Source organism: Pseudomonas sp. LA5, assembly GCF_028640825.1.
GTDB lineage: Bacteria > Pseudomonadota > Gammaproteobacteria > Pseudomonadales > Pseudomonadaceae > Chryseomonas > Chryseomonas aestiva.
The window spans coordinates 20,747-45,190 of record NZ_JAQYZY010000060.1; the positions used below are offsets into that span (position 1 = coordinate 20,747).

The following is a 24,444-nucleotide window of genomic DNA, read 5'->3' on the forward strand; positions in this document are numbered from 1 at the left end:
GGACCACGGGAATGCCGGCGAAAACGTCGCCAAACGTATCGCGGTGGACGGCGCGGACTAGAGCAGGCCGAGTTGTTCGGTATCAGCGGTGCTCAACTCGGGCAATGCGGGCAAGCCGGACAGGCGCTCGCGCAGCTGGGCGTGGAATCTCAGGGCCAGCTCGGGCGCCTGGCGGTTGTCCGGGGTATGCAGGAAGACATAGGGCACCTTGCCCGCCTCGATCCAGTCGGCTACCCGGGTGACCCACTTGGCCAGGTAATAGTCGTTGGCAGCGAGCTCCAGGCGGCCGATGAAGCGCACCTGGGGATGCTCGCTGAATGCCAGGGCACGCGCCGGTACCCGCGGCTTCTTGGCCTGGGCCAGGCGCACGGCCGGCTCGCTCGGATCGGCGCTGAACAGGGCAGCCGAATCCAGGCCGACGCGCTCCACGCCCAGGTCCATGAGCAGGCGGTTCAAGGCCCGCTCGGACTCGCCCTTGTCGAAAAAGGCCAGGTGCCGGACCTCCACGGCCAGGGCGCAACGCGGCGCCATGGCCGAGAGAAAGACCTGCAGTTCCTTGAGCCGATCGGGCCCGAAGCCGGCGGGCAACTGCAGCCACAACGGACTGGCGCGCTCGCCAAGGGGCGCCAGCAAGTCGAGAAAGGTGCGTGCGCTGGCGAGTTGCACGCGCAGATCCTCGGCATGGCTGATGTCGCGGGGAAACTTGGCGCAGAAGCGAAAGTCGGCAGGCATCAGCTCGGCCCAGCGGCGGATGGTGTCCGCCGCGGGCCAGGCATAGAAGGTGGTATTGCCTTCCACGGCATTGAACACCTGGGCGTAGCGCGGCAGGAAATCTCCCGGGCGCAGGCCGTGGTAGAGGCTTTCACGCCAGGCGTTGTCGTTCCAGGAAGGGCAGCCGAGAAAGTACGGCAGCATCAGGCGTAGAGATCGAGGCCCACGACGCTGGAGGAGCCGTCCGCCTCGGCACCGAGGGCGGCGGTGCTGCCGTAGCTGGCCAGCGCCTGTTGCGCACGCGCGGTGAGCTGACTGGCGAAGCGCCCTTCCCGCTCGCTGAGCACCAGGCCATTGCCACCGCCGTTGCCGGTATCGGTTGCCGCGGTCGCCTCGACGCGGCGGACGGGCGCGACGTCGTACCGGGAATTACCCGTGGCCTCGCGGGCGATGGCGTTCTGACGGGCGTCCTCGTCCTTCGCCACCTCGCGTACGGGCGTGACCGCGCGCGAGGAACGATTCAGGGGATAAGCAGAGGAGGAATAGCCGCTGTCAATGCGCATGGCAGGTCCCGAACGGATGGCACTACTCTAAGTAGGGTCGAAAGCTATGACAATCAACGGCCAGACGCCCGTCGCGACCGGCGGACGAGCGGCATATACAGCTTGGACGTCAGACTATTACGTCGGGTTTCCTGACGTCAGACCGACTGCTTGGGAGTGGCGACCCGATCACGCAGATAGACGGGTTGCGCCGCTTCGGATTCGGCCGACACGGCTTCGCCGCGCTGCCAGGCCGAGGCCGCCAGCACCGCCAGATCCTGCGCATGGGGCAACAGGCTGGCATCCCGCTCGATCAGGGGCACAGCCATGCGATCGCCGTAACCCCAGCCGGTGCCGGCACCGAACCAGTCGCCGGTGGCGGCAGCCGGCAGGACGACGGCTTCGGGGGCCAGCACGGCTTCCGTTCCTGCCAGCACCATGGCGTCGTCGGCGAGGTGATAGCAGCCCCAGTAGACCTCGTCCATGCGCGCATCAATGGCCGCGGCCACCTGGGTCACGCCACGCTCGCGCCAGGCGCGCTGGGCGATGATCGCCAGATTCGACACCGGCAACACCGGTCGCTCCAGACCGAAGGCCAGGCCCTGCACCACGCCGATGGCGATGCGCACGCCGGTGAAGGCGCCCGGACCGCGACCGAAGGCGATGGCGTCCACCTGCGTCAGACTCAGACCGGTCTCGGCCAACAGCTCCTGCACCATGGGCAGGACCCGCTGGGCATGCAGACGTGGCGCGATCTCGTAGCGATGGATGATCTCGTCGCCCAGATGCAAGGCGACCGAACAGGCTTCGGTGGCGGTATCGAGGGCGAGCAGGATGGACATGGGGCGAATCCGCGACGAGGAAAAAGGCTGCGCATTCTAGAGGAAGACGGGACGCGCGGGGACCCGCCCATCGGTCATGACGCCAGGACGGCGCCTTGACCGGACCGCCTGCAGGCACAGGCGGCCGTTACCGGCGTTTAGTTCAGGGCCTGCAGCACCTTAGCGGTGATGGCATCCACCGAACCCACGCCCTCGATGCGGCTGCACTTCGGCGTGCCCTGGGCGGCGCCCAGCTTCTGGTAGAAGTCCACCAGCGGCTTGGTCTGGGAATGATAGAGGTCCAGACGCTTGCGAATGGTGGCTTCGCGGTCGTCTTCGCGCTGTACCAGCGGCTCGCCGGTCAGATCGTCGGTGTCGGCGACCTTCGGCGGATTGTGCTCGACGTGATAGACGCGGCCCGAACCCGGGTGCACGCGGCGACCGGAAAGGCGCTGGACGATTTCCTCGTCGTCGACGGCGATTTCCAGCACGTGGTCGATCTTGACGCCTGCGGCTTCGAGGGCCTCGGCCTGGGGAATGGTGCGCGGGAAGCCGTCGAACAGGAAACCCTTGGCGCAATCGGCGTCGAGGATGCGTTCGCTGATCAGGGCGATGATGATCTCGTCGGAGACCAGGCCACCGTTGTCCATGATGTCCTTGACCTGCAGGCCCAGGGGCGTGCCGGCCTTGACCGCGGCACGCAGCATGTCGCCGGTGGAAACCTGCGGAATGCCGAATTTCTCAGTGATGAACCGGGCCTGAGTACCTTTGCCGGCACCGGGCGCTCCCAGCAGGATTACGCGCATCTGTTGCTCCTTAGAATGGTCTCGGACTGGCAGCCCGCGCGGGGCGCTGTCGCGATGATTGTTGTCGACGACACGAGACGGCCAAAGGGACCAACCATACACAGCGCCCCCTGGCCGCACAAGTTACCAAGCGTCGCAGGTGCCGGGGCCGTCCAGACGACGCCGGACCCCGGCAAAAGCGACAGTCTGTTCAACCGGTATTGCGCAGTCCGGCGGCGATCCCGGCCACGCTCACCAGCAGGGCCTGATCGAGTGCGGCCGGCTGGCTTTCGCCTGCCGCCCGCGCGCGGGCCAGCAACTCGATCTGCAAGAGATGCAGCGGATCGAGATAGGTGTTGCGCACGGCAATGAACACCAGGGTTTCCGGATGGTGCTCGAGCAATTCGTCCTGCCCGGTCAGGCGCAGGACCGCCACCCCGGCCTGGCGCAGCCGCTCGCGCAACTGGCTGCCGAGCACCTGCAGATCGGCTTCCACCAGGCGTTGGTCATAAAGCCGCGCCAGTTCGGCCTCGGCCTTGGCCAGCACCATTTCGAGCATGTCGATGCGCGTCTGGAAGAACGGCCAGCGCTCGCGCATCTCGCGCAAAAGCGGCGATTCGCCACGGCGCTCGGCTTCTTCCAGCGCCCTTTCCCAGCCGAGCCAGGCCGGCAGCATCAGCCGGGTCTGGGTCCAGGCAAAGATCCAGGGGATGGCCCTGAGGCTTTCCACGCCGCCTTCGCGGCGCTTGGCCGGGCGACTGCCCAGGGGCAAGCGGCCCAGCTCCTGCTCGGGCGTGGCCTGCCGGAAATAGCTGACGAAATGCGGATCCTCGCGCACCACCCCGCGATAGGCCTGCAGGCTGTCGCGGGCCAGGCGATCCATCTGCTCGCGCCAGGCCGGCTCGGGTGCCGGTGGCGGCAACAGGGTGGCCTCCAGCACGGCGCCCAGGTACAGCGCCAGATTCTGCTCGGCGATGGCTGGCTGACCGAACTTGAAGCGGATCATCTCGCCCTGTTCGGTGGTGCGGAAGCGCCCGGCCACCGAGCCCGGCGGTTGCGAGAGAATGGCCGCGTGAGCCGGGCCACCGCCACGCCCCACGGTGCCGCCACGGCCATGGAACAGCAGCAGTTCGACGCCACGACTGGCGCAGATGTCCACCAGGGCTTCCTGGGCACGGTACTGAGCCCAGGCGGCCGCCAGGGTGCCGGCGTCCTTGGCCGAGTCGGAATAGCCGATCATGACCTCCTGGGGACCGGCCAGACGCTCGCGATAGTCGGGCAGATCGAGCAGGCTGGCGATGGCCGTGCCGGCGTGATCCAGATCGTCGAGGGTCTCGAACAGCGGCACCACGCGCATCGGCTGCCGTACCCCGCACTCGCGCAGCAGCAGCTGCACGGCCAGCACGTCGGATGCGGCGCCGGCCATGGAGATGACATAGGAACCCAGGGCGTCAGGCGGCGAAGCGGCGATGACGCGGCAGGTGGCGAGCACCTCCCGGGTATCGGCCTCCAGCTCGGCGTCCAGCGGCAGCAGGGGGCGCCGGCTGCCGAGCTCGCCGCGGAGGAATTCCAGGCGCTGCGCCTCGCTCCAGGCGGCATAGTCGCCCAGGTCGAGGTAGCGGCAGATATCGGCCATGGCCGCGGCATGGCGCGCGGCGTCCTGGCGGATGTCCAGGCGGACCAGATAGAGACCGAAGGTGCGGGCCCGCCGCAGGGTATCGAGCAGGGAACCGTCGGCGATGACCCCCAGGCCGCAGCGCTGCAGGGAGTCGTAGCACAGCTGCAGCGGCGCGATCAGCTCGGCGTTGTCGCTGAGGACATGGCGGGCGCCGGCATGGGGATCGGTGATGGCATGGGCCGCCCAGCTGCGGGTGATCTGCAGCCGCTCGCGCAGCACCTTGAGCACCTTGCGATAGGGCTCCGGGTGATCGCCGGCCTGCTCGCGCAGGGCCGGACTCGCCGCCTGCATGGACAGCTCGGCGGCGAGCCGATCGACATCGCGCAGATAGAGATCGGCGGCCATCCAGCGCGCCAGCAGGAGCACCTCGCGGGTAATGGCGGCGGTGACATTGGGATTGCCGTCGCGGTCGCCCCCCATCCAGGACGAGAAGCGCACCGGCGCCGCCGTCAGCGGCAGCCGCTGGCCGGTGCGTTCCAGCAGGCCGGCATCCAGCTTGCGCAGCAGACTGGGTATCGCCTGCCAGAGCGAATTCTCGATCACCGCGAAGCCCCACTTGGCTTCGTCCACCGGCGTCGGGCGCTGGCGGCGGATCTCTTCGGTGTGCCAGGCCTCGGCGATCAGCCGGCGCAGCCGTGCCTCGATGGCGGCCACCTCGGCAGCGGTGAGGTCGCGATGATCGAGGGCCGCCAGTTGCGCACTGATCTCGTCGTATTTCTGGATCAGGGTGCGCCGGGAGACCTCGGTGGGGTGAGCGGTCAGCACCAGATCGATGTCCAGCGCCGCGACCCGCTCGGCCAGCGCCTGGCCGGAGTGCCCGGCCGCGCCCAGACGCTCCAGCAATTCCGGCAGCACCTGCTGCTCGAAGGGTGGCGGCTCGTCCTCGGTGCGCCGTCTGACCCGATGATATTCCTCGGCGATGTTGGCCAGGTTGAGAAAATGGCTGAAGGCCCGCGCCACTGGCAGCAGCTCGTCTTCGGCCAGGGTATCCAGGGTGTCGCCCAGTTGGCGGGCACCCTCCGCGGAGCCGCCACGGGCGGCCTTGGCACCCTTGCGGATCCGCTCGATCTTGTCGAGAAAGGCCGCGCCATGCTGGTCGGCGATGGTCTGCCCCAGCAGATCGCCCAGCAACCGCACCTGCTCGCGCAGGCGAACGTCGATTTCCACCATCTCGTGCTCCTCGAAAGTACCGGTTCGGACCTCACGGCAACCGCTGCGGTCTAGCGCAGAGGACAGCACCCTGCTGTCACGGTTGCAAGCCCCGGCTGTTGCAGGGTGCCCAGCCTCGCTCAACCTGAATATCCGACCTTTGCCTAAGCCACGGGAGATGCTCATGAAGATTCGCGAACTTGCTCACCAATGGGAGCAGCAGGCCACCACCTCCGGCACCACCCGCAGCTACCGCCTCGACCTGGAAGTCGAGACCGCGGCCCGTCTCGAGGCGCTCTGCGAACTCTATCCCCAGCGCACGCCCGAAGCCCTGCTCGGCGAGTTGCTGGCGGCCGCCTTCGAAGAACTGGAAGCCAGTTTCCCCTACGTGCAGGGCGAGGAAGTGGTGGCCACCGATGAACTCGGCGACCCCCTCTATGCCGATGCCGGCACCACGCCGCGCTTCCTGGAACTGGCGCGCAAGCACCTGCATCGCCTGCAGTCCGAAACGGCCGGCTAGCCGCCAACCTGCAGCTTTACCTACGCCGCTACCGCTCTGCCAAGGGCCTCCGCGCATGGCGAAATTCGATAGCCAGTGAACATTTTTGCCGGATGAGCGGTCACAGAGTCAGACCGCAGCGCTGGACGAGGGCTGGTTACCAGTACCCGTCACGGCCCCTTGGGGACGGATCGGACTTGCTTCCACGTGCGGCTTTCAACTGACCAGGCGCCCGCCCTGCCCGTGCCGGCGGCGCGCTTTTCGGATCAACAACGGAGCTTGAATCCATGAAGAGTGCCACTGCCCAAAAGTCCCTTTCCAAAGCCTGCACCCTGAAACTTGCAGCCCTTGCCCTGGGCAGCTCGCTGTTGCTGGCCGGTTGCGCCGGCAATCCGCCGACCGCCCAGATGGCCGTGACCCAGTCCGCCGTCAACGAGGCCGTGAGCGGCGGCGGCAACCAGTTCGCCCCCATCGAGACCAAGTCGGCTCAGGACAAGTGGACCCAGGCCCAGACCGCCCTCTCCAACGAGAAGTACGACGAAGCCAAGCAACTGGCCGAGCAGGCCGAGTGGGATGCCCGCCTGGCGACCCGCAAGACCCAGGCCGCCAAGGCCGCGGCGGCGCTGCAGGATGCCCAGAACAGCATCCAGCAGATCCGTGAGGAAGGTCAGATCAACCTGCAGCTCCAGCAGAACCTGCAGAAGAAGGTCCAGCAGTAAGCGACCGCCCCTTTCCTCCCTTCACGAATTCAAAGGACGACCATCATGCGTAAACACATTCTGATCCCTGCCATGTCGCTGCTCAGCCTGGCCCTGGCCGCCTGCTCCACGCCGCCCAACCCGAATCTGGAACAGGCCAAGTCCGACTACTCGGCGCTGGAATCCCAGCCCCAGGCCGCCCAGCTGGCCGCCCTGGAAACCAAGGACGCCGGTGCCTGGCTGCAGAAGGCCGAGAAGGCCTACAAGGACGGTGAAAACGAGAAGACCGTCGACCAGCTGGCCTACCTGACCAACCAGCGCATCCAGACGGCCATGCAGACCATCAAGCTGCGCATGACCGAAGCCCAGATGCAGAATGTCGACGCCGAGCGCACCCAGGCCCGCCTGGACGCCCGTACCGCCCAGCTCAAGCAGCTGCAGGACGCCCTGCAGGCCAAGCAGACCGAGCGCGGCACCGTGGTGACCTTCGGCAATGTGCTGTTCGACTTCAACAAGGCCGAACTCAAGCCCCAGGGCTACGCCAATGCCCAGAAGCTGGCCGATTACCTGAAGCAGAATCCCGAGCGCAAGGTGATCGTCGAGGGTTACACCGACAGCGTCGGCAGTGACTCCTATAACCAGCAGCTGTCCGAGCGTCGCGCCCAGGCCATCCAGACCGCCCTGGTCAGCGCCGGCGTCGAGCCGAGTCGCATCCAGACCCGTGGCTATGGCAAGGCCTTCCCGGTGGCCAGCAACAGCAACGCCTCCGACCGCGCCCTGAACCGTCGCGTGGAAGTGACCATCTCCAACGACGCCAACCCCGTCGCCCCGCGCATGTAATGACTGCGTGAAGCTCAAGGACCCCGCCCAGGCGGGGTCTTTTTTTGCCTGCGGTCCGGCTAGCGGCGCTTGCCACCCAGCAGGGAGCCAAGCAACCCCCGAACCAGCTGCCGTCCGAGCTGATTGGCCGCCTGGCGTGCCGCGCTCCTGAGTGCATTTCCCGCGAGTTCGCCCACCAGATCGCTAAGGGCACCGCCCTGCCCGGCCTTGGTCCGTGCCGCTGCCGGCGCCTCCGTCGGTACCCGCTCGGCCTGACGCTCGCGCAGGATCTCGCAGGCCGATTCGCGATCCACGGCCCGGTCATAGCGACCCGCCTGGGGCGACTGGCGGATCAGCGCCTGGCGCTCGGCTTCGCTCAGCGGGCCGACCCGGGATTGCGGCGGGGCGATGGCCACGCGCTGGACCATCGCCGGCGTGCCCTTGTCTTCCAGGCTGCCCACCAGGGCCTCACCGATGCCCAGCTCGGTCAGCACCTGCAGGCTGTCGAACGCCGGATTGGGCCGGAAGCCGTCGGCCACCGCGCGCAGGGCCTTCTGCTCCCGGGCGGTGAAGGCGCGCAAGCCGTGCTGGATGCGCAATCCCAGCTGGGCGAGGATGGCGTCCGGCAGGTCGCTGGGCGACTGGGTGACGAAATAGACGCCAACGCCCTTGGAGCGGATCAGTCGCACCACCTGCTCCAGGCGATCGCGCAGGGCCTTGGGGGTGTCGCCGAACAGCAGATGGGCCTCGTCGAAGAACAGCGCCAGCACCGGCTTATCGGCATCGCCGCGCTCGGGCAGTTGCTCGAACAGCTCGGCCAGCAGCCAGATCAGGAAGGTGGCATAGACCTTGGGCGCCTCGTGCACCAGGCGACTGGCGTCGAGCAGATGGATGCGTCCGCGGCCGTCGGCCTCCGGGCGCAGCACGTCTTCCAGTTGCAGCGCCGGCTCGCCGAAGAAGGCCTCGGCGCCCTGCTGTTCCAGGGTCGCCAGCCGGCGCAGCAGCGCCTGGGCCGAGGCGCCGGCGAACAGCGCGCGGTCTTCGCCCAGGGCCTCGGGCTGTTCGCGCAGGTGATTGAGGACGGCCTTGAGGTCCTTGAGATCGAGCAGCAGCAGGCCTTCGCGATCGGCCACCTTGAAGGCGGCGTGCAAGGCGGCCTGCTGGCTGTCGGTCAGCTCCAGCAGATTGCCCAGCAGCAGCGGGCCCATCTCGCTCAGGGTGGTACGCAGCGGATGACCGCGTTTGCCGTCGACGTCCCAGAGGGTGACCGGATAGGCCTGGGGCTGGTGCGGCAGACCCTGGGCGGTGATACGTTCGGCCAGCTTGCCCTGAGGCGCGCCGGCCGCGCCGAGGCCGCAGAGATCGCCCTTGATGTCGGCGGCGAAGACGGTGACGCCAGCGTCGCTGAAGGCTTCGGCGAGGCGCTGCAGGGTCACGGTCTTGCCGGTGCCGGTGGCGCCAGCGATCAGACCGTGCCGATTGGCCAGCTTGAGCGGATGACCGAGCGGTTGGCCAGCGTGCGGGGCGGTGTTCGGGTCGGCAGAAACGGCAGTACCAAGGATCAGCAGGGGCGTCGAGGGCATGGCGCAGCTCCGTAGCGGTTCTGCGCCCAGCTTAACCCGGGAGTCCGCGCTCAGGTACGGTTGCGGATCCGCTCGACGATGGCGGTGGTGGAGCTGTTTTCCACCAGGCCGAGGATGCGTACCTCGCCACCATAGGCCTGCACGATCTGGGCGCCGACCACCTCTTCGACGCTCTTGTAGTCCCCCCCCTTGACCAGCACATCCGGACGCACCTGCTCCAGCAGGCGCTCCGGGGTGTTCTCGCTGAAGGGGATGACCCAGTCCACCGCGCCGAGGCCGGCCAGCACCGCCATGCGCCGGTCGACACTGTTGACCGGTCGGCCCGGGCCCTTGAGGCGGGTCACGGAGGCGTCGTCATTGACCGCCACGATCAGGCGATCGCCCTGGGCCCGCGCCTGTTCCAGATAGGTCACGTGACCGGCGTGGAGGATGTCGAAGCAGCCGTTGGTGAAGACGATCTTCTCGCCATGGGCGCGGGCGTCCTCGATGGCCAGCTGCAGCTGTTCCAGGCTCAGGACGCCGCGCTCGGAGCCTTCCGAACGCTGCACCGCGCGCCGCAGCTCGGGGGCGCTGATGGCGGCGGTACCCAGCTTGCCGACGACGATGCCGGCAGCCAGATTGGCCAGCCCCACGGCCTGGGGCAGGTCTTCACCGGCGGCCAGGGCAGCGGCCAGGGTGGAAATCACGGTGTCGCCCGCGCCGGTGACATCGAACACTTCGCGCGCACGCGCGGGCAGATGCACGGCCGGCTGAGCGGGACGCAGCAGGGTCATGCCGTGCTCGCCGCGGGTCACCAGCAGCGCCCCCAGATCCAGGCGCGCCATCAGTTCGCTGCCCTTGGCGACCAGCTCGGCGTCGTCGGCGCAGACGCCGACGATGGCTTCGAATTCGGAGAGATTCGGCGTGATCAGGCTGGCGCCGCGATAGATGGAAAAGTCCTTGCCCTTGGGGTCGGCCAGCACCGGGATGTTGCGCGCCCGCGCCAGCTGGATGAGGGCCTGGTGATTCTTCAGGGCGCCCTTGCCGTAGTCGGACAGCACCAGCACCTTGACCCCGGCCAGCATGGCGGCGGTGTCCGAGGCCAGCGCCTGGGCATCGGTGTCGAAGGGCTCTTCGAAGTCGACCCGGATCAGTTGCTGATGGCGACTCATGATGCGCAACTTGACGATGGTCGGCTGCTGGGCGATGCGCTGGAAGCGCACCTGCACATGGGCCGCTCTCAGGCTGTCGGTGAGGGCATCGGCGGCTTCGTCCTGGCCGGTGACGCCGACCAGATAGGCCGGCGCGCCCAGGGCGGCGATGTTGAGGGCGACGTTGGCCGCGCCACCGGGACGATCCTCGTGCTGGTCGACGCGCACCACGGGTACCGGCGCCTCGGGGGAAATCCGCGAGGTGGTGCCGTGCCAGTAGCGGTCGAGCATCACGTCGCCGACCACCAGGACCGGCGCGAGATCGAAGCGAGGCATGGTCAGCTTCATAGGGACAGGCTCCAAAGCGCGAAAATGGCGGCGATCATAGCATAGGGGCCAAGGCGCCCCGAAAGCGCCTGCCGGCGGGAGACGCCGGGTTCAGAGCTCGTCGCGGCCGCTTATCCAGAACAGCTCGTGACGGCGTACGGCCTTGCGAAAGAACTCGTCTTCGCCGGTGCGCGGCCAGCGGCGTCCGGCCAGCAGCCACTGGATGGCCCGACGCAGGCGTTTCTTCGCCGGCAGCGGCACCAGCAGGTCGTGCTGCATACCCAGGGCCATGGCCTTGTCCAGCCGTCGCTCGGGGGTCAGCAGCGGACTCCAGGGCACCAGGGGCGCGGGCGTCTCGATGGCCGGCGGCAGGGCGATGCCGCCTTCGGCCGGGCCCATGGGCCAGCGGTCGTTGTCGTGCAGGTGGTTGGCGTAGAGCAGTTCGAGTTCGGGCTGCCACTGGCTCAACGTCAGGGCTTCGCGCAGGGCCTGGGTACTGGCCACGTGATCGGCATGGGGATCGATCTGCGGATGCGGCAGCACCACCACCTCGGGACGGAAGTGCTCCAGCAGGGCCACCAGATCGGCCACCAGATTGCGCCAGGTGGGGGCGCCGTCGACATCGCCGGGCAGTTGCAGGGGATTGTGGCGCCGGGCGCTATGCACATCGCTGTCGCCGGACTCGCGGGAGCCGAAGGTGTCTTCCGGCGCCTGGCGCATGGCCGGCAATTGCAGGCAGTAGTAACCCAGCTGCACGCAGCGCTCCGGCGGTACCCCACCCCACAGCGGCGTGACCAGGCTGTCCCAGGTGCGCAGCCGCCCCTTGAGCCGGGCCGCGGCCTGGCGATCGAGGCCCAGGCGCTGATAGTGCCCGGCCTCGATCTCGCCCTGGGTCAGGGTGACGATGCTGGCTTCCCGCGCCTGGCTGTAGAGGCCGAACGCCGCCAGTTCGGCGTCGTCGGCGTGGGGCGCGATGACCATGACGCTCTTGCTGCGGAAATCCGGCTGGGCGAAGACGTGCAGACGCAACTCGCCCTGCAACCGGCAGAAGCGCGTCCAGAGGTGCAACTCGCCACGCCGCAGGGCTTCGGCGTAGCCACTGAGATTGACATAGCGCCGCCCGGCCACGCCGCGCTCGAAGTCCTGGCGATCGCCTTCGTCACCGGCGCGCAGGTGCACCCGGGGATCCAGCAGGCGACCAAGCCAGCCGGCCCGCAGCCGACCTTCCAGGAACAGCGTCAGCTCGCCCGGCGGCAATTCCACCGCGGCCAGTCGACCGTGCTCCAGATGCAGGCCCAGCACCAGGGTGTCGGCGGGGAACTGGTAGCTGTAGTTGTCGCGCGGCGAATAGAAGAGATGGTCGGCGAACCAGGCCTCGTGGCCGAGCCAGACCAGCAGCGCCAGCAGCGGCGCGCTCCACCAGGGCCCGAGCGCCAGGCAACCGAGCAGCACGACGGCGATGACCACCAGGACCAGCCGCTTGTGACGGCGGTGACGCTTGAGCAGGGTTTGTTTGCGGGCGGTCATCTCAGCTCTCGAAGACGGTGACGCGGTGGCACCAGCGGTCCTTGTAGTCGCGATCGGCGCGGCCGAAGGAATAGCGCAACGCCTTGCCGAGGGCGCGGGCATCCTGCCAGGCGGCCTGGGTGTTCAGATAGGTGAGGACGCTGCCGGGACTCAGGTCGCTGGCAGCCGGATCGACACCGCCGTTGACGTATTCGACGCTGATCCATTCGGGCGCCTCCACCCGATAGAGCACCTGGATCGCCACCGGACGTTCGCCGAGCATGAGCAGCGAGCCGGTCATGAATTCCCGCAGCAGGCCGAACACCTCGGCCAGCCGGGCCTTGCCCGGCACCTCGAAGCCCCAGCGCGCCTCGAACAGCTCGGCATAGATCCGTGCCTGCTCGGTGCTGTCCAGCTCGGCCATGGGGACCACGCGCCCACCGGCGTCTTCGAACAGGCGCTGCTCGCGACGCTGGTTGTAGCGGAATTTCTTCGACCAGGCTTCGGGCTCGCGGAGCATGGCCAGTTCTTCGCTCTGCCGGCGCAGACCGGCGAAACGCTCGTCGCACAGGGGCGACAGATAGCGGGCGCGCTGCCGCAGGGGCGCCGCGCTACCCGGAGCGGCGGGCAGGATGATCTCGGCGTTGCCCAGGTCGAACAGGGCACGCTGGCGGCGCTTCTTCAGCACCGTACGCGACAGCGCCAGCTCGCGCCCCCAGCAGGGCACCGCGGCCTGCAGGCCATCCGCGCCGGGCCAGCCCAGGTAGCGCACCGGAATCCCGGCCAGCTCGGCCAGTCGGGCGATGACCTCCGGGTGGCTGGCGACGCTGCCGCCATGGCGCTGCCAGGCGGCGGCGTAGTCGGCGGCGGAAATGGTCGTCCAGCCGCGTTCACGCCAGAAACGGAACCTATTCAGCATGGGACGCGGGCGTCGCGGGAGCGACGTCCTCGAATTGCTTGGCGTGCAGGCGCGCATAGTAGCCGTTCAGCGACAGCAGCTCGCCATGGCTGCCACGCTCGACGATGCGGCCATGGTCCATCACCAGGATCAGGTCGGCCTTCTCGATGGTGGAGAGGCGGTGGGCGATCACCAGGGTGGTCCGGCCCTGCATGACGCGATCCAGCGCCGCCTGGATGTGGCGTTCGGATTCGGTGTCCAGCGCCGAGGTGGCTTCGTCGAGGATCAGCAGCGGCGCGTTTTTTAGCAGCGCCCGGGCGATGGCCAGGCGCTGGCGCTGGCCGCCGGAGAGCAGCACGCCGTTCTCGCCGACCTGGGTGTCGTACTGCTGCGGCAGGCGCTGGATGAATTCGTCGGCATAGGCCGCCTCGGCCGCCGCCCTGACCTGCTCCATCGGCGCCCCGGCCAGATCGCCATAGGCAATGTTGTTGGTGACGCTGTCGTTGAACAGGGTGACGTGCTGGGTCACCAGGGCGATGTGCCGGCGCAGGTTGGTCAGCCGATAGTCCTGGATCTCCAGGCCGTCGAGGAGGATCTCGCCCTGCTCGTGCTGGTAGAAACGGGGAATGAGGTTGGCCAGGGTCGACTTGCCGCTGCCGGAACGACCCACCAGGGCCACCATCTGGCCGGGCTCGGCGACGAAGTCGATGCCCTCCAGCACCGGCTTGTCGGTACCCGGGTAGCGGAAGGTCAGATTGCGTACCTCCAGCCGACCCTGGACGCGCTCGCGTTCTTCACGGCCGTCGTCGCGTTCGGCGGGCTCGTCGAGCTGCTCGAAGATGCTTTCCGCACCGGCCACGCCGCGCTGGATGGTGGAGCTGACCTCGGAGAGCTGGCGGATCGGCTTGGGCAGCAGGCCGGCCATGGTGATGTAGGCCACCAGGTCACCGGCGGAGGCTTCGCCGCGCAGCCAGAGCACCAGGAACATCAGCACCGCCATGGCGGAATAGATGACCAGCTGCAGCATGGGCGTATAGACCGCGCCGGTCTTGGTCATGGTCAGCTGCTTGTCGGTGTTGGCCAGACTGGAGTCGAGGAAGCGCCGTTGCTCGTAGTTCTCGCCGCCGAAGCTGCGCACCACCCGATAGCCCTGGATGGCCTCGGAGGTGATGTGGGTGACGTCGCCCATGGCCGACTGGATCTTGCTGCTCTGCTTGCGGAACTTGCGACTGGCGCTGGTCACCATCAGGGCGATCAGCGGCAGAATGGCCACCATCACCAGGGTCAGCTTCCAGTTCATCCACAGCAGCGAGGCGAACAGGAAGACCACGGTCATGCCTTCGCGGATCACCACCTTGATCGCCTCGGTGGCGGCGCCGGTCACCATGGTGACGTTGAAGGTGATGCGCGAGATCAGGTGACCCGAGTTGTTGGCATCGAAGTAGCGATTGGGCAGGCGCAGCATGTGGTTGAACAGCGCCACCCGCAGGTCGTGCACCAGGCCGAGGGAGACCCGCGCCAGGAAGTAGTTGCCGAGAAAGGAACCGACCCCCTGCCAGGCGGCGATCAGGATGATCATCAGCGGCACCGCCTGCACCAGGTGCAGGCCACCGACGATGGGCCAGCCCGGGAACATGGAGGCGTTGGGGTTGTTCAGGCCATCGACGAAGTACTTGAGGATGCCCGCCAGCATCGGCTGGGTGGAGGCGAAGATCAGAAAGCCGACGATACTCAGGGCGAACATGCCGATGTAGGGCCGCACGTAGCCGAGCAGGCGGAAATAGATCTTCAGACTGGAGGTCTGCGCAGGGGAGTCTTGGCTCATGGTCTCGTCGTGACGCAAAAGCGCCATGTTAACACGCACCCGCCGCCGACCCAGCGGCGGGATTTTCCGCTAGGCTCTGCACGAAAAGTCGTCGAGCGAAGGTCAGGCGAGGCGAAAAAGGCCGAGGAAGCGGAGTCTACGAGCAGTAAATGAGCATTCCGCATGTCTTTTTCAACGAAGCATCACCGAGCGCAGACTCTTTTCGTACAGAGCCCAGGCTTGCCCTCCCCCGCCCCGGAACACCTATGATGCCGCCGCTGATCGCCACCTTCGCCGAACTCAAGGATTACTGGCGCCTGGAGGTGCTGGGCGCACCCGGCAAGCCCTTGCGACTCAAGCGTCTGCTCCGGCGCGTCACCGCGGGAGAGAGTCCGAGCTTCCTGTTCTGGTATCGCCTGGCGCAATTCCTGTACTGCCGCCCGCGCGGCCTGCTCAACTACCGCAAGCTGGCGGAGCGGATCAATCGCCGGCTGATCCGTCGGCACAATATCGAGATCCTGCTGGGCGCCCGTATCGGCCCCGGGCTGCGCCTGCCCCATCGCATGGGTATCTGCGTGTCGAATCTGGCGGTGATCGGCCGCAACGTGATGATCCGCCAGCACACCACCATCGGCATCAAGAGCGACGATCCGGCGCAACTGGTCGGCATCTTCATTGGCGACAATGTCAGCCTTGGCGCCCACGTCTGCATCGTCGGCGACCACCTGACCATCGGCGACAACGTGGTGGTTGGCGCCGGCGCCCTGGTGATGCGCGACATCCCCGCCGACAGCCTCTACTACAGTCGCCACGAGGCGGTGATCCGTCCGCTGCCGGGCGCTATGCCCGGGGATGGCGCCCCCTGAGGATGGTCCGCAGCATCTGCGGCAGAACGCCGTACAGATACGGCCGATTGCCCAGCAACTGCCGCCCCAGGTAGCGCAGCACCTTGCCGCGCGAGGCGCCCTTGTAGTGCAGGCGCAGCAGCAGGGCGACATAGAATTTCTCGATGTCGCGAAAGCGCCGCTGGGCCGGGGTTTCCGCTTCCAGTTCGGACAGCGAATGGTCGAGGATGCCCGCGCAGCGCAGCGCCACCGGCTCGTCCCGCGCCAGCGCCTGCACCCGCAGGAAAAAGGAGACATCGACGCCATAGAGGGCGAAGCGCTCGTCGAAGACATCGCCGTGGCGGGCCGCAATACGCGCGGCCAGGCCCTGCGTCAGGCACAGGCCCGAACTGATGGTCACGGTGGCCTGGGGATCCAGGGGCCCTTCCGCGGTCACCACCGCCTTGTACTGGTGGGGATAGCGGATGGCGCCCGCCCCCAGCACCAGGGGTACCAGCAACTCGGCGTCCTGGCCAAGCGCCTGCAGAAAGCGCCCGTCCACCACGGTGTCCTGGTCGAAGATCACCAGGCGCTCGGCGCCCAGCCGCAGTGCCTGGTTGTAGACCCGACTCAGGGGCGGATTGCCGAGGTCTTCCTCGATCAGGACCGTCGTCCAACCCGGGGCTGCCAGCAGCGCCTGGCGCTCCGCGTCCTCCAGCGTCCGGGGGCCGTTGTTCCAGACCAGCAGGGCGCTGTCGGCCGGCAGGCTGGCCGGGGGCTGGGCCAGCAGGCTGTCGAGGGTGGCCGACTCCGCGGGACGCAAGCCATAGAGGACGACGAGAAAGAGCGTTCGCATGGACTTCCCTGGGGATCGCGGCCTAGCCGCGCACCCGCTTGCGCAGATAGTCGAGGGCCGCGCCGGCTTCGTCGGCCAGGTGCGGACGCGGCAGGTCGTTGGGCCAGATGCCTTCGGCGAAGGCCTGGCGATCGCCGCCGCCGAGACGCTCGCTCAGCGCCCGCTCCCACCAGACGTGGCGACAGGCACGGGCATAGCTGTCCTGGGGCGCCAGGCAGCCATAGAGCAGCTTGCGCCCCAGGCTCGCCCGCTGCTTGTCCAGGCCGGCCAGCTGCCACTTCACCCGCAACCGGGTCCAGACATCTGGCAGCGGCTTGGTCAGTGGCACCTCCTGCCAGTGCTGCTGCAGCGCCGGCGAAAAGTCCTCGCCATAGCGCTCGAAGAAGTGCGCCAGCATGAAGTGCAGAAAGCGCTTTTCCGCGTAGTAGTGGCGCACGGGGCCGCGCGCCTCGCCGATGGCCAGATCCGCCAGGCTGAACGACAGGGCGATCTGCTCCAGGGTATGGACCTCCTCGTCGTGGCCATGCCAGTCGTCGATCAGGGCGATGGCCTGCTCGACCCGCGGCAGATGGACCCGCGCCAGACCACAGACGCCGCTGTTGTAGAGCCGGGTCTCTTCCGCCGGCTCCTGGCCACGCGCGGCCAGGGCCGCCGCGAAGCGGGCGAATTCCGGGCGGGTACGGGCCTTGCGCCAGGACCACTCCTCGATGTCCAGCAGCCCGCGTCCGCTGTCGATGCCGTCGAACAACGACGCCAGCGGCGCCTGGACCACGGTGTCGCTGTCCAGGAACAGGGTCCTGTCGGCCCGCGGCAAGGCCCAGGCGATGGCGCAGGCCTTGCTGCGGTGCAGATAGCCGTGCTGCCCCTGCCACTCCCTGAGCGTCGCGGCCTCGATGGCCACTACTTCCGCCGGCCAGCCGCGATAGTCCTGCGGCCGATCGGTCAGGATACGGAGGGCGATGTCCTGGCCCTGCCGCCAGTGCAGGGCGCTGAGCAGGCTGAACTTCAGCTCCTGCCGATAGGCCTGGGCACCGCCGTAGACGAAATACAGGAGTTGGCGTGTGGGGCGCATGTAAAGCTGCCGGCAAAAATCTGATTCTAGCAACAAGCGGCCGGATAGGTCGCAGGGGTCACTTCACAGCCTGCCACCTTCGGGTAACATGCACGCCCTGACGTTGACGGGTCCTGCATGAAGCCTCTCGAACATTCGCGCTATCTCGAACTGCGCGACGCCGCCCAGGTAGTGGAAGCCGATCACCATGGCGACAAGGTCCTGCGCCTCACCGATGGCAGCTATCTCAAGCTCTTTCGCCGCAAGCGGCTGCTGACCTCGGCGGCGCTGTTTCCCTATGCCCAGCGCTTTGCCGACAACGCCCGCCAACTGGCCGAGCGCGGCATTCCCTGTCCGCAGGTGCTGGAGGTCTATCGCGCCGCCTCGCTGCAGCGCGATCTGGTGCACTACAGCCCGCTGCCGGGCGCCACCCTGCGCCAGCTGCGCACCTCGGACGAGGCCGCGGCGCTGCGCCCCGCCCTGGGTCGCTTCATAGCCGAATTGCACGACAGTGGCGTCTACTTCCGCTCGCTGCACCTGGGCAACGTGGTGCTGACGCCAGAAGGCGAACTGGGCCTGATCGACATCGCCGATCTGCGCTGTCATGCGCGGCGTCTGCCGCTGCGCCTGCGGGTGCGCAACTTCCATCACCTGCTGCGCTACGGCGAAGACCGCGACTGGCTGTTCGAACCCGGTCGCGAACCCTTCCTCAGGGCCTATGCCGAAGCCTGCCGCCAGCCCCTGGACTGGCGCGAACTCGACCGGCAGCTGCAGGACTAGATCAGGACTGGACCGGCACCGCCTGTCCCAGCGCCAGCTTGCGCCGGCGCTGCACCTCGGCGCCGACGATCATCGCCGCGGGCAACAGCACCAGCGGCCACAACTCGTCCGGATTGCCGATCAGCTTGGCGCCGTCGAAATTGAGCATCAGCAGGGCCACGGCCAGATAGAGTCCCCAGGGATCGCGCTGGCGCAGAGCCGCGCCCAGGCTGGCCAGCATCAGCACGCCGAAGATCAGCAGCGACACCAGGCCGGTGTAGATGCCGAAGGAGACGAAGATGTTGTGCGGGTGCTGGATGGCCTCGGTGCCATGCAGCAGGTCGTGACTCTGGTAACCCAGGCCGCAGCCCAGCCACCAGCCGCAGGACTCCCAGTCCTTGATCATGAAGTGGAACAGCTCGATGCGTCCGGAATCCGCCCGGCCCCAGAAGGCGACGAACCAGGCTTCGGTATGCACCACCTGCACCACTCCGGCGATCAGGGCACTGACCAGCACGACCAGCGCCAGGGTGCGCAGCGGAAAGCGCGGAAAGGCGAAGAGCACGCCGAGGGCGGCCAGGAAGCCGATGCCCACCAGGCCGGTACGGGTCTGCAGGGCGAAGGAGATGCCGACGATGCTGACCACCACCGCCGCCAGCAACTCGATCCAGCGACGCTCGCGGATCCAGGTGGGCGCGGCCAGGCCGCCCAGGCAGACCATCCAGATGCTCACATAGATGGGATTGGAGATGCGTCCCGGCAGGTGGATGACCCGCTGACCGACGGCATAGTGGCCGGTCAGCCAGAACACCAGGCTGGAGCCCACGGCATAGGCGCAGACCACCCAGAAGGCCAGGCGTACGAGGCCGGGGCGACGAAAGAAGTCGCCATCCACCAGGCAGGCCACGGTCAGCACGAACAGCAGCACATAGAGGATGTGCTTGAAGAACTGCCCCTCTTCGGCCCGTGCCCCCGGCACGATGAACCAGGCGAGAAACACCAGCCAGAGCAGCAGCAGCGGCGAGCGCCAGTCGATCAGCCGCGGCCGCAGCACGAAGAGGATCAGCGCCGGCAGGGCGATCGCCGCATAGAAGTAGCTGTTGATCCACTTGGCCGTGGGGATGCACAGGTAGGCGGCCATGAACATCAGCACCGCCAGGGTGAAATAACGACTCTGCTGCAGGCGATCGAGCAAGGGTGTCACCACAACAGGGCTCCCAGGAGTGCGCCGACCAGGAAGGCCAGTGCCAGTTTGATGCGTTCCATCCGCCGGCGCTTCTGCTTGTCGTTGCGGTCCTTGTCGCTGACCACGTGCTGGCCGAAGCCGGTATGCAGCACGGCATCGTTTTCCAGGATCAGCGCGTGGCGCTGGGCGTCGGCATAGCGCCGGGACAGTTCCTTCTCGCCGCTCAGGTCGCCATAGGGGGCGTGCAGCAGGTAGTCGGCGCGCCGGCGCAGACCGGGATTGAAGGAAAAGCCCTGCCATTCGGGCTTGTGCGAGCCGACTTCGTAAAAGGTGATACCGGCATGCACCTGCCGCGACTTGAGATAGACGTAGGGGCTGTGGATCGCCAGGTCATGGGCATGGCTGCGCAGCCAGACCTGCAGCGCCTGGGGATCGGCCTCCAGCAGCGCCTGGGAATCCTCGATGAAGCCGGGGCGATAGAAGGCCCAGTCATCCTCGCAGTGGAAGATCCAGCTGGTCTCGACCCGGGCATAGGCGGCGTCGACACTGCGCATCTGGCCAAGCTTGGGATTGTTGACGATGAACTCGGTGTGTTCGCGCCAATGGGCGGGGATGCAGTCGCGTACCGCCTCGTCACCGGAATCTTCGGTGATGAAGACGCGGCGGATGGGCGCGGTGTTGAATTCGTCGAAGGTCGCCAGCGTCTGCCGCAGCAGGTCGAAGCGCCCGCAACTGGTGACGACCACGGAGATGTCGCTGTCGGCGGAAAACTGCACGTTCTACCCTTTCTGCCAGTTGAGTCGAAAGCCGGACCTCGGGCAGCGCATCAGCGTCCCAGCCTGCCGAGCAGGCGGTGCAGGAACCCCGGAGCGACTGCCGGTCGCAGCGCTGGGGTTATAGCCGAAACGATGCGCTCACCCAAGTGGCCGAAAGCGAAAGAGTGACGCGCCAGGGCCTCTCCAGCCCTGGCGATGGTCGCGGCGTGCGCCGGATCGCCGCGCAGCCGGGCGAGTTTCTCGCGCAACTCGTCCAGCGAGCGATAGAGCACCACGTTGACGCCATCCGCAAAACCCAGGGCGCGGTTCTCCTCTTCACCCTGATCGAAGGTGAAGAGCACGCAGCCGCAGGCCATGGCCTCGAAGTTCTTGATCATGTATTCGCCCATGCCGACATCGGCGCCAACGAAGTAGCGGATGCGGTTGAGGGTATGCAGGTATTCGTCGCCCGAGCGGGTCTTGGTGATCAGCAGCGGCTCGACCTTGGCCAGGTCTTCCAGCAATTGCTTGCGCCCGCTGTAGGCCACGCTGCCGAGGCTGCCGACGAAGCCCAGTTCGATGTCGCGTTCGAGCCCCAGGTCGCGCAGCCGGCTGTCGTCGTAGCCCTTGGGCACGAAGTGGGCGTCCACCCCCTCCTCCTGCAGCCGCCGCGCCACGCCGGCGCCGGAGACCAGCACCCTGACGTGGGGCATGGCCCGGTAGTAGCGGCTGAATTTGCCGGTGTACTTGCAGGGGATGAAATTCTGGTAGGCGTCGTGCTCCAGCTCCACCAGATTGGGCAGGCTGCGGATGAAGGCGACCTGCCTGAGCTGCTTCTTGAATCTGAGAAAAAGCAGGATGCGATCGTATTGCTCGGGCTGGGGCACCGCGCGGCGGAAATAGCCGCGCAGATCGGCCTGTTCCTCGTCACTCAGCCAGCGCAGGTCGCACTCGCAGTGGGCGGCGATGCTGGCATAGAAGTGGTCCAGCAGGATGCGTTGCTCCTTCTGGACCAGGAACAGGACTTTCACGGCGCCGGGGCCTTGAAGGCGGCGACCATCGGCAGGCGCCAGAAGTCACGGCGCACGGCCTCGTCGGAGAAGCGTTCGGCCAGGCGCTCGCGCATGTGCTGCACGCAGGCGCGTCTCTGGCTCGGCGCCAGGCGGCCGAGGTGCTGCAGGCCCTGGCCGAGGGCTTCGGCGTCGCCGAGGGGAAAGAGGAAGCCGACCCCCTCGACGATCTCCCGCGCGCCACCGCAGGAAGTGGCGATCAGCGGGACGCCGGCGGCCATGGCCTCCAGCAGGACCATGCCGAAGGGCTCGTGGTCGGAACTCAGGGCGAAGACGTCGAAAGCCTTGAAATAGCGCCGGGCGCCGTCTACCTGACCAAGGAACAGCACCCGGTCGGCGATCGCCAGTTCGCGGGCCAGGTCCTTGAGGTCTTCTTCCAGGCGGCCCTTGCCGAGGAGCGCCAGCAGGGCATTGGCCGGCAGATTCGGCAGGGCGGCGGCGAAGCCGCGCAGCAGGGTGGCCTGGTCCTTGTCCGGATGCAGGCGACCGACGTTGCCGACGATCCAGGCGTCCTGGGGCAGCTTGAGCCCGGCGCGGGCCTCGTCGGCCGGCAGCAGTTCGCGTTCCACCGCCTCGACGTCCAGACGGTTGTAGAGGGTCTCGATGCGCTCGGCCGGCCAGTCCTTGAGGCGCTGGCGCAACTCGTCGCGTACCGCGTCGGAGACGCCCAGCAGGGTCAGGCGCTTGCTCATCAGCTTGGCGAACAGCCGCCGGCCGAGCCGGTCGTAGTCGCCAAAGGCATGGTGGACGCCGATCACCGGCAGATTGGTGGCCAGGCAGGCGATCCAGATCGGCTTGAATCTATGGGCGATGACGAAGCGGATACCGCGCGAGCGGACGATCTCGCGCAGCGCCTGGATGGCGCCGAGCTTGAGGCCCCGCACGTCCTTGGAGGAATACTCGAGGAACAGCACCTCGTCGCTACCGCAGCCGGCGGCCACCTCGGCATCGGCCGTGCCGGTGAGAAAGACCGTGGTGACGCGATAGCCGCTGCCCGCGAAGAGGCTGGCGGTCTGGCGGGCGCAGTCGAGGAAGGGACCGTCGTAGCCATGACAGAACTGCAGCACCCGCGGTTCGGCGGAACGCGTCATAGGCCGGCCCCCTCCTTGATCACCAGGACGTCTTCCATGATCAGGTACTGCAGGTCCGAGCCGAAGAACATGTTCAGGGCATCGGTGGGCGAGCAGACCATGGGTTCGCCGCGGCGGTTGAGCGAGGTATTGAGGGAGACGCCGTTGCCGGTGAGCTTTTCCAGCTCGACCATGAGGTCGTACCAGCGCGGATTATGCCGGCGCTCCAGCACCTGGGCGCGGGAGGTGCCGTCTTCGTGGACCACCTCGGGCACCCGGCTCTTCCATTCCTCGTTGACCTCGAAGGTAAAGGTCATGAAGGGCGAGGGATGGTCGACCTTGAGCATCTGCGGCGCCACGGTATCGAGCATGGACGGGCAGAAGGGCCGCCAGCGCTCGCGGAACTTGATCTGGGCGTTGATGCGATCGGCCACGCCCGGCACGCTGGGGCAGCCGATGATGGAGCGACCGCCCAGGGCGCGCGGACCGAATTCCAGGCGACCCTGGAACCAGGCCACCGGATTGCCGGCCACCATGATCTCGGCGATGCGCTGGGGCATGTTGTCGATCCGCTCCCACTTGGGTGCGTTGGGATGGCGGGCGCAGGCGGCGATGACGTCTTCGTTGCTGTAGCCGGGGCCGAGATAGACGTGCTCCATCTTCTCCACCGGCACGCCACGGGCGTGGGAGACGTAGGCGGCAGCGCCGACGGCGGTGCCGGCGTCGCCCGAGGCGGGCTGGACGAACAGCTCCTTGACCTCGGGACGGGCGATGATCTTCTGGTTGAGCTTGACGTTGAGCGCGCAGCCGCCGGCAAAGGCGAGCTTGCCGGTCTGGCGGATGATGTCGCCCAGGTAGTAGTCCATCATCTCCAGCGCCAGGCGTTCGAACAGCGCCTGCATGCTGGCGGCATAGTGGATGTAGGGATCGTCGGCGATGTCGCCTTCACGCTTGGGTCCCAGCCACTCGATCAGCTTGGGCGAGAAGTAGTAGCCCTTGCCCTTTTCCTTGTAGCGGCGGAAGCCGATGACGTTGGCGTAGTCGGTGTTGATGATCAGCTCGCCGTTCTCGAATTTCGCCAGGCGCGAGAAATCGTACTTGCTGGCATCGCCATAGGGCGCCATGCCCATGACCTTGAATTCGCCGTCGAGCATCTCGAAGCCGAGGAATTCGGTGAGGGCGCCATAGAGGCCACCCAGGGAGTCCGGGTCGTAGAACTCCTTGATCTTGTGGATCTTGCCGTTCTCGCCGTAGCCGAAGAAGGTGGTGGCGTACTCGCCCTTGCCATCGATGCCAAGGATCGCGGTCTTTTCGCTGAAACCCGAGCAGTGGTAGGCACTGGAGGCATGGGCCAGGTGGTGCTCGACGGCTTCCAGCTTGACCTTCTTCAGGTCGAAGCCGAGCTGCACCAGGCACCACTCGATGCGCTTCTGGTAGCGGTGGTAGCGACGATTGCCGAACAGGATGGCGTCCAGGGCGCGATCCGGGGCGTAGGCATAGCGCTTGGCGTAGTGCCAGCGGGCTTCGCCGAAGAGACTGATGGGCGCATAGGGAATGGCCACCACGTCGACATCGGCGGGGCTGATCCCGGCCTGTTCCAGGCAGAACTTGGCCGACTCGTAGGGCATGCGATTCTTGGCATGCTTGTCGCGCACGAAGCGTTCTTCTTCCACCGCGGCGATCAGCTTGCCGTCGATATAGAGCGCGGCGGAGGGATCGTGGCTGAGGGCGCCGGACAGGCCAAGGACGGTCAGGGACACAGGTAAAGCCTCTGTACAGGGCGAAGCCAGAGGAGTTCGCCGGGGTTTCGCGAGGCCGCTGCAGGCCCGCCTCGCCTCAAAAACGGCGAATTATAGCCGTTCAGGCAGGCCACGGGTAATGGCCGCACGCCGGAGCGGGGCCTAGCGCACGGCGATTCAGCCC

The 24,444-nt window shown here is 67.2% G+C and carries 22 protein-coding genes; 5 read left to right on the forward strand and 17 right to left on the reverse strand.

Annotated features, from left to right (window positions below):
• Positions 1-57: 57 nt before the first annotated feature.
• The 5 genes from PVZ72_RS22630 to ppc form a co-directional block, all read right to left on the reverse strand.
• Positions 58-915, reverse strand: a complete 858-nt coding sequence (locus tag PVZ72_RS22630) for a DUF72 domain-containing protein (protein ID WP_273863057.1) — start codon at positions 913-915, stop codon at positions 58-60.
• The gene (locus tag PVZ72_RS22635) at positions 915-1,274 is read right to left on the reverse strand and encodes a hypothetical protein (RefSeq protein WP_273863058.1); all 360 of its coding nucleotides are present in this window, start codon (positions 1,272-1,274) and stop codon (positions 915-917) included. The genes PVZ72_RS22630 and PVZ72_RS22635 overlap by 1 nt, the downstream gene beginning before the upstream one ends.
• 137 nt (positions 1,275-1,411) lie before the next feature.
• Entirely contained in the window at positions 1,412-2,095 is a 684-nt protein-coding gene (tsaB, locus tag PVZ72_RS22640) for a tRNA (adenosine(37)-N6)-threonylcarbamoyltransferase complex dimerization subunit type 1 TsaB (RefSeq protein WP_273863059.1), read from the reverse strand.
• A gap of 137 nt (positions 2,096-2,232) precedes the next feature.
• Positions 2,233-2,880 carry an adenylate kinase gene (gene adk / locus PVZ72_RS22645; protein WP_133862967.1) on the reverse strand — a complete coding sequence of 216 codons (648 nt, stop codon included), beginning with the start codon at positions 2,878-2,880 and terminating at the stop codon, positions 2,233-2,235.
• A 190-nt stretch (positions 2,881-3,070) separates the two neighbouring features.
• Entirely contained in the window at positions 3,071-5,707 is a 2,637-nt protein-coding gene (gene ppc, locus PVZ72_RS22650) for a phosphoenolpyruvate carboxylase (protein WP_273863060.1), read from the reverse strand.
• A 163-nt stretch (positions 5,708-5,870) separates the two neighbouring features.
• Between ppc and PVZ72_RS22655 the strand changes: the two genes are divergently transcribed.
• The 3 genes from PVZ72_RS22655 (at position 5,871) to PVZ72_RS22665 (ending at position 7,723) form a co-directional block, all read left to right on the forward strand.
• Positions 5,871-6,206 (forward strand): pilin assembly protein, encoded by a 336-nt coding sequence (locus tag PVZ72_RS22655; protein WP_133862969.1) that lies wholly within the window; start codon positions 5,871-5,873, stop codon positions 6,204-6,206.
• A gap of 266 nt (positions 6,207-6,472) precedes the next feature.
• On the forward strand, positions 6,473-6,904 hold the full coding sequence (locus PVZ72_RS22660; RefSeq protein ID WP_273863061.1) for a DUF4398 domain-containing protein: 432 nt from the start codon (positions 6,473-6,475) through the stop codon (positions 6,902-6,904).
• Between the two features lie 45 nt (positions 6,905-6,949).
• A complete protein-coding gene (locus PVZ72_RS22665) occupies positions 6,950-7,723 on the forward strand; it encodes an OmpA family protein (RefSeq protein WP_273863062.1) in 774 nt (257 codons plus the stop codon).
• A 59-nt stretch (positions 7,724-7,782) separates the two neighbouring features.
• Here the strand turns inward: PVZ72_RS22665 and PVZ72_RS22670 are convergent, their stop codons facing one another.
• The 5 genes from PVZ72_RS22670 to msbA form a co-directional block, all read right to left on the reverse strand.
• The gene (locus PVZ72_RS22670) at positions 7,783-9,285 is read right to left on the reverse strand and encodes a helicase HerA-like domain-containing protein (RefSeq protein WP_273863063.1); all 1,503 of its coding nucleotides are present in this window, start codon (positions 9,283-9,285) and stop codon (positions 7,783-7,785) included.
• 50 nt (positions 9,286-9,335) lie between these two features.
• Positions 9,336-10,763 carry a bifunctional D-glycero-beta-D-manno-heptose-7-phosphate kinase/D-glycero-beta-D-manno-heptose 1-phosphate adenylyltransferase HldE gene (hldE, locus tag PVZ72_RS22675; RefSeq protein WP_273863064.1) on the reverse strand — a complete coding sequence of 476 codons (1,428 nt, stop codon included), beginning with the start codon at positions 10,761-10,763 and terminating at the stop codon, positions 9,336-9,338.
• 90 nt (positions 10,764-10,853) lie between these two features.
• Positions 10,854-12,269, reverse strand: coding sequence for a PIG-L deacetylase family protein (locus tag PVZ72_RS22680; protein ID WP_273863065.1), 1,416 nt, complete (start codon positions 12,267-12,269; stop codon positions 10,854-10,856).
• A gap of 1 nt (position 12,270) precedes the next feature.
• Positions 12,271-13,167, reverse strand: coding sequence for a GNAT family N-acetyltransferase (locus PVZ72_RS22685; protein ID WP_273863066.1), 897 nt, complete (start codon positions 13,165-13,167; stop codon positions 12,271-12,273).
• The gene (gene msbA / locus PVZ72_RS22690; RefSeq protein ID WP_273863067.1) at positions 13,157-14,971 is read right to left on the reverse strand and encodes a lipid A export permease/ATP-binding protein MsbA; all 1,815 of its coding nucleotides are present in this window, start codon (positions 14,969-14,971) and stop codon (positions 13,157-13,159) included. Before msbA ends, PVZ72_RS22685 begins: the two co-directional genes overlap by 11 nt.
• A gap of 245 nt (positions 14,972-15,216) precedes the next feature.
• Between msbA and PVZ72_RS22695 the strand changes: the two genes are divergently transcribed.
• Complete coding sequence (locus PVZ72_RS22695; RefSeq protein WP_273863068.1) at positions 15,217-15,816, forward strand: serine acetyltransferase; 600 nt, start codon at positions 15,217-15,219, stop codon at positions 15,814-15,816.
• Here PVZ72_RS22695 and PVZ72_RS22700 read toward each other — a convergent pair.
• Both PVZ72_RS22700 and PVZ72_RS22705 read right to left on the reverse strand, forming a co-directional pair.
• Positions 15,791-16,630 carry a hypothetical protein gene (locus tag PVZ72_RS22700; RefSeq protein WP_273863069.1) on the reverse strand — a complete coding sequence of 280 codons (840 nt, stop codon included), beginning with the start codon at positions 16,628-16,630 and terminating at the stop codon, positions 15,791-15,793. The genes PVZ72_RS22695 and PVZ72_RS22700 overlap by 26 nt on opposite strands.
• A 22-nt stretch (positions 16,631-16,652) precedes the next feature.
• Positions 16,653-17,702 carry a hypothetical protein gene (locus tag PVZ72_RS22705; protein ID WP_093253871.1) on the reverse strand — a complete coding sequence of 350 codons (1,050 nt, stop codon included), beginning with the start codon at positions 17,700-17,702 and terminating at the stop codon, positions 16,653-16,655.
• A gap of 117 nt (positions 17,703-17,819) precedes the next feature.
• Between PVZ72_RS22705 and PVZ72_RS22710 the strand changes: the two genes are divergently transcribed.
• Positions 17,820-18,461 (forward strand): lipopolysaccharide kinase InaA family protein, encoded by a 642-nt coding sequence (locus PVZ72_RS22710; protein WP_133862979.1) that lies wholly within the window; start codon positions 17,820-17,822, stop codon positions 18,459-18,461.
• Position 18,462: 1 nt separating this feature from the next.
• Here PVZ72_RS22710 and PVZ72_RS22715 read toward each other — a convergent pair whose 3' ends face one another.
• From PVZ72_RS22715 to PVZ72_RS22735, 5 genes are read right to left on the reverse strand one after another with little or no spacing between them, the layout of a single operon-like run.
• Positions 18,463-19,635, reverse strand: coding sequence for an O-antigen ligase family protein (locus PVZ72_RS22715; protein ID WP_273863070.1), 1,173 nt, complete (start codon positions 19,633-19,635; stop codon positions 18,463-18,465).
• A gap of 5 nt (positions 19,636-19,640) precedes the next feature.
• A complete protein-coding gene (locus PVZ72_RS22720) occupies positions 19,641-20,402 on the reverse strand; it encodes a glycosyltransferase family 2 protein (RefSeq protein WP_273863071.1) in 762 nt (253 codons plus the stop codon).
• Positions 20,403-20,452: 50 nt separating this feature from the next.
• Entirely contained in the window at positions 20,453-21,412 is a 960-nt protein-coding gene (locus tag PVZ72_RS22725) for a glycosyltransferase family protein (RefSeq protein WP_273863072.1), read from the reverse strand.
• Entirely contained in the window at positions 21,409-22,542 is a 1,134-nt protein-coding gene (locus PVZ72_RS22730; protein ID WP_187978468.1) for a glycosyltransferase, read from the reverse strand. Before PVZ72_RS22730 ends, PVZ72_RS22725 begins: the two co-directional genes overlap by 4 nt.
• Positions 22,539-24,281 carry a carbamoyltransferase family protein gene (locus PVZ72_RS22735; protein WP_273863073.1) on the reverse strand — a complete coding sequence of 581 codons (1,743 nt, stop codon included), beginning with the start codon at positions 24,279-24,281 and terminating at the stop codon, positions 22,539-22,541. Before PVZ72_RS22735 ends, PVZ72_RS22730 begins: the two co-directional genes overlap by 4 nt.
• Positions 24,282-24,444 lie beyond the last annotated feature (163 nt).

Bases quoted from the DNA above. Each gene is read 5' to 3' on its own strand.
- tsaB (WP_273863059.1), bottom strand. From the start codon at position 2,095: ATGTCCATCCTGCTCGCCCTCGATACCGCCACCGAAGCCTGTTCGGTC.
- PVZ72_RS22700 (WP_273863069.1), bottom strand. From the start codon at position 16,630: ATGCGAACGCTCTTTCTCGTCGTCCTCTATGGCTTGCGTCCCGCGGAG.
- PVZ72_RS22665 (WP_273863062.1), top strand. From the start codon at position 6,950: ATGCGTAAACACATTCTGATCCCTGCCATGTCGCTGCTCAGCCTGGCC.
- PVZ72_RS22705 (WP_093253871.1), bottom strand. From the start codon at position 17,702: ATGCGCCCCACACGCCAACTCCTGTATTTCGTCTACGGCGGTGCCCAG.
- PVZ72_RS22695 (WP_273863068.1), top strand. From the start codon at position 15,217: ATGATGCCGCCGCTGATCGCCACCTTCGCCGAACTCAAGGATTACTGG.
- hldE (WP_273863064.1), bottom strand. From the start codon at position 10,763: ATGAAGCTGACCATGCCTCGCTTCGATCTCGCGCCGGTCCTGGTGGTC.
- PVZ72_RS22670 (WP_273863063.1), bottom strand. From the start codon at position 9,285: ATGCCCTCGACGCCCCTGCTGATCCTTGGTACTGCCGTTTCTGCCGAC.
- PVZ72_RS22730 (WP_187978468.1), bottom strand. From the start codon at position 22,542: ATGACGCGTTCCGCCGAACCGCGGGTGCTGCAGTTCTGTCATGGCTAC.
- PVZ72_RS22635 (WP_273863058.1), bottom strand. From the start codon at position 1,274: ATGCGCATTGACAGCGGCTATTCCTCCTCTGCTTATCCCCTGAATCGT.
- PVZ72_RS22680 (WP_273863065.1), bottom strand. From the start codon at position 12,269: ATGACCGCCCGCAAACAAACCCTGCTCAAGCGTCACCGCCGTCACAAG.
- PVZ72_RS22630 (WP_273863057.1), bottom strand. From the start codon at position 915: ATGCTGCCGTACTTTCTCGGCTGCCCTTCCTGGAACGACAACGCCTGG.
- PVZ72_RS22710 (WP_133862979.1), top strand. From the start codon at position 17,820: ATGAAGCCTCTCGAACATTCGCGCTATCTCGAACTGCGCGACGCCGCC.
- PVZ72_RS22660 (WP_273863061.1), top strand. From the start codon at position 6,473: ATGAAGAGTGCCACTGCCCAAAAGTCCCTTTCCAAAGCCTGCACCCTG.
- msbA (WP_273863067.1), bottom strand. From the start codon at position 14,971: ATGAGCCAAGACTCCCCTGCGCAGACCTCCAGTCTGAAGATCTATTTC.
- PVZ72_RS22655 (WP_133862969.1), top strand. From the start codon at position 5,871: ATGAAGATTCGCGAACTTGCTCACCAATGGGAGCAGCAGGCCACCACC.
- ppc (WP_273863060.1), bottom strand. From the start codon at position 5,707: ATGGTGGAAATCGACGTTCGCCTGCGCGAGCAGGTGCGGTTGCTGGGC.
- PVZ72_RS22685 (WP_273863066.1), bottom strand. From the start codon at position 13,167: ATGCTGAATAGGTTCCGTTTCTGGCGTGAACGCGGCTGGACGACCATT.
- adk (WP_133862967.1), bottom strand. From the start codon at position 2,880: ATGCGCGTAATCCTGCTGGGAGCGCCCGGTGCCGGCAAAGGTACTCAG.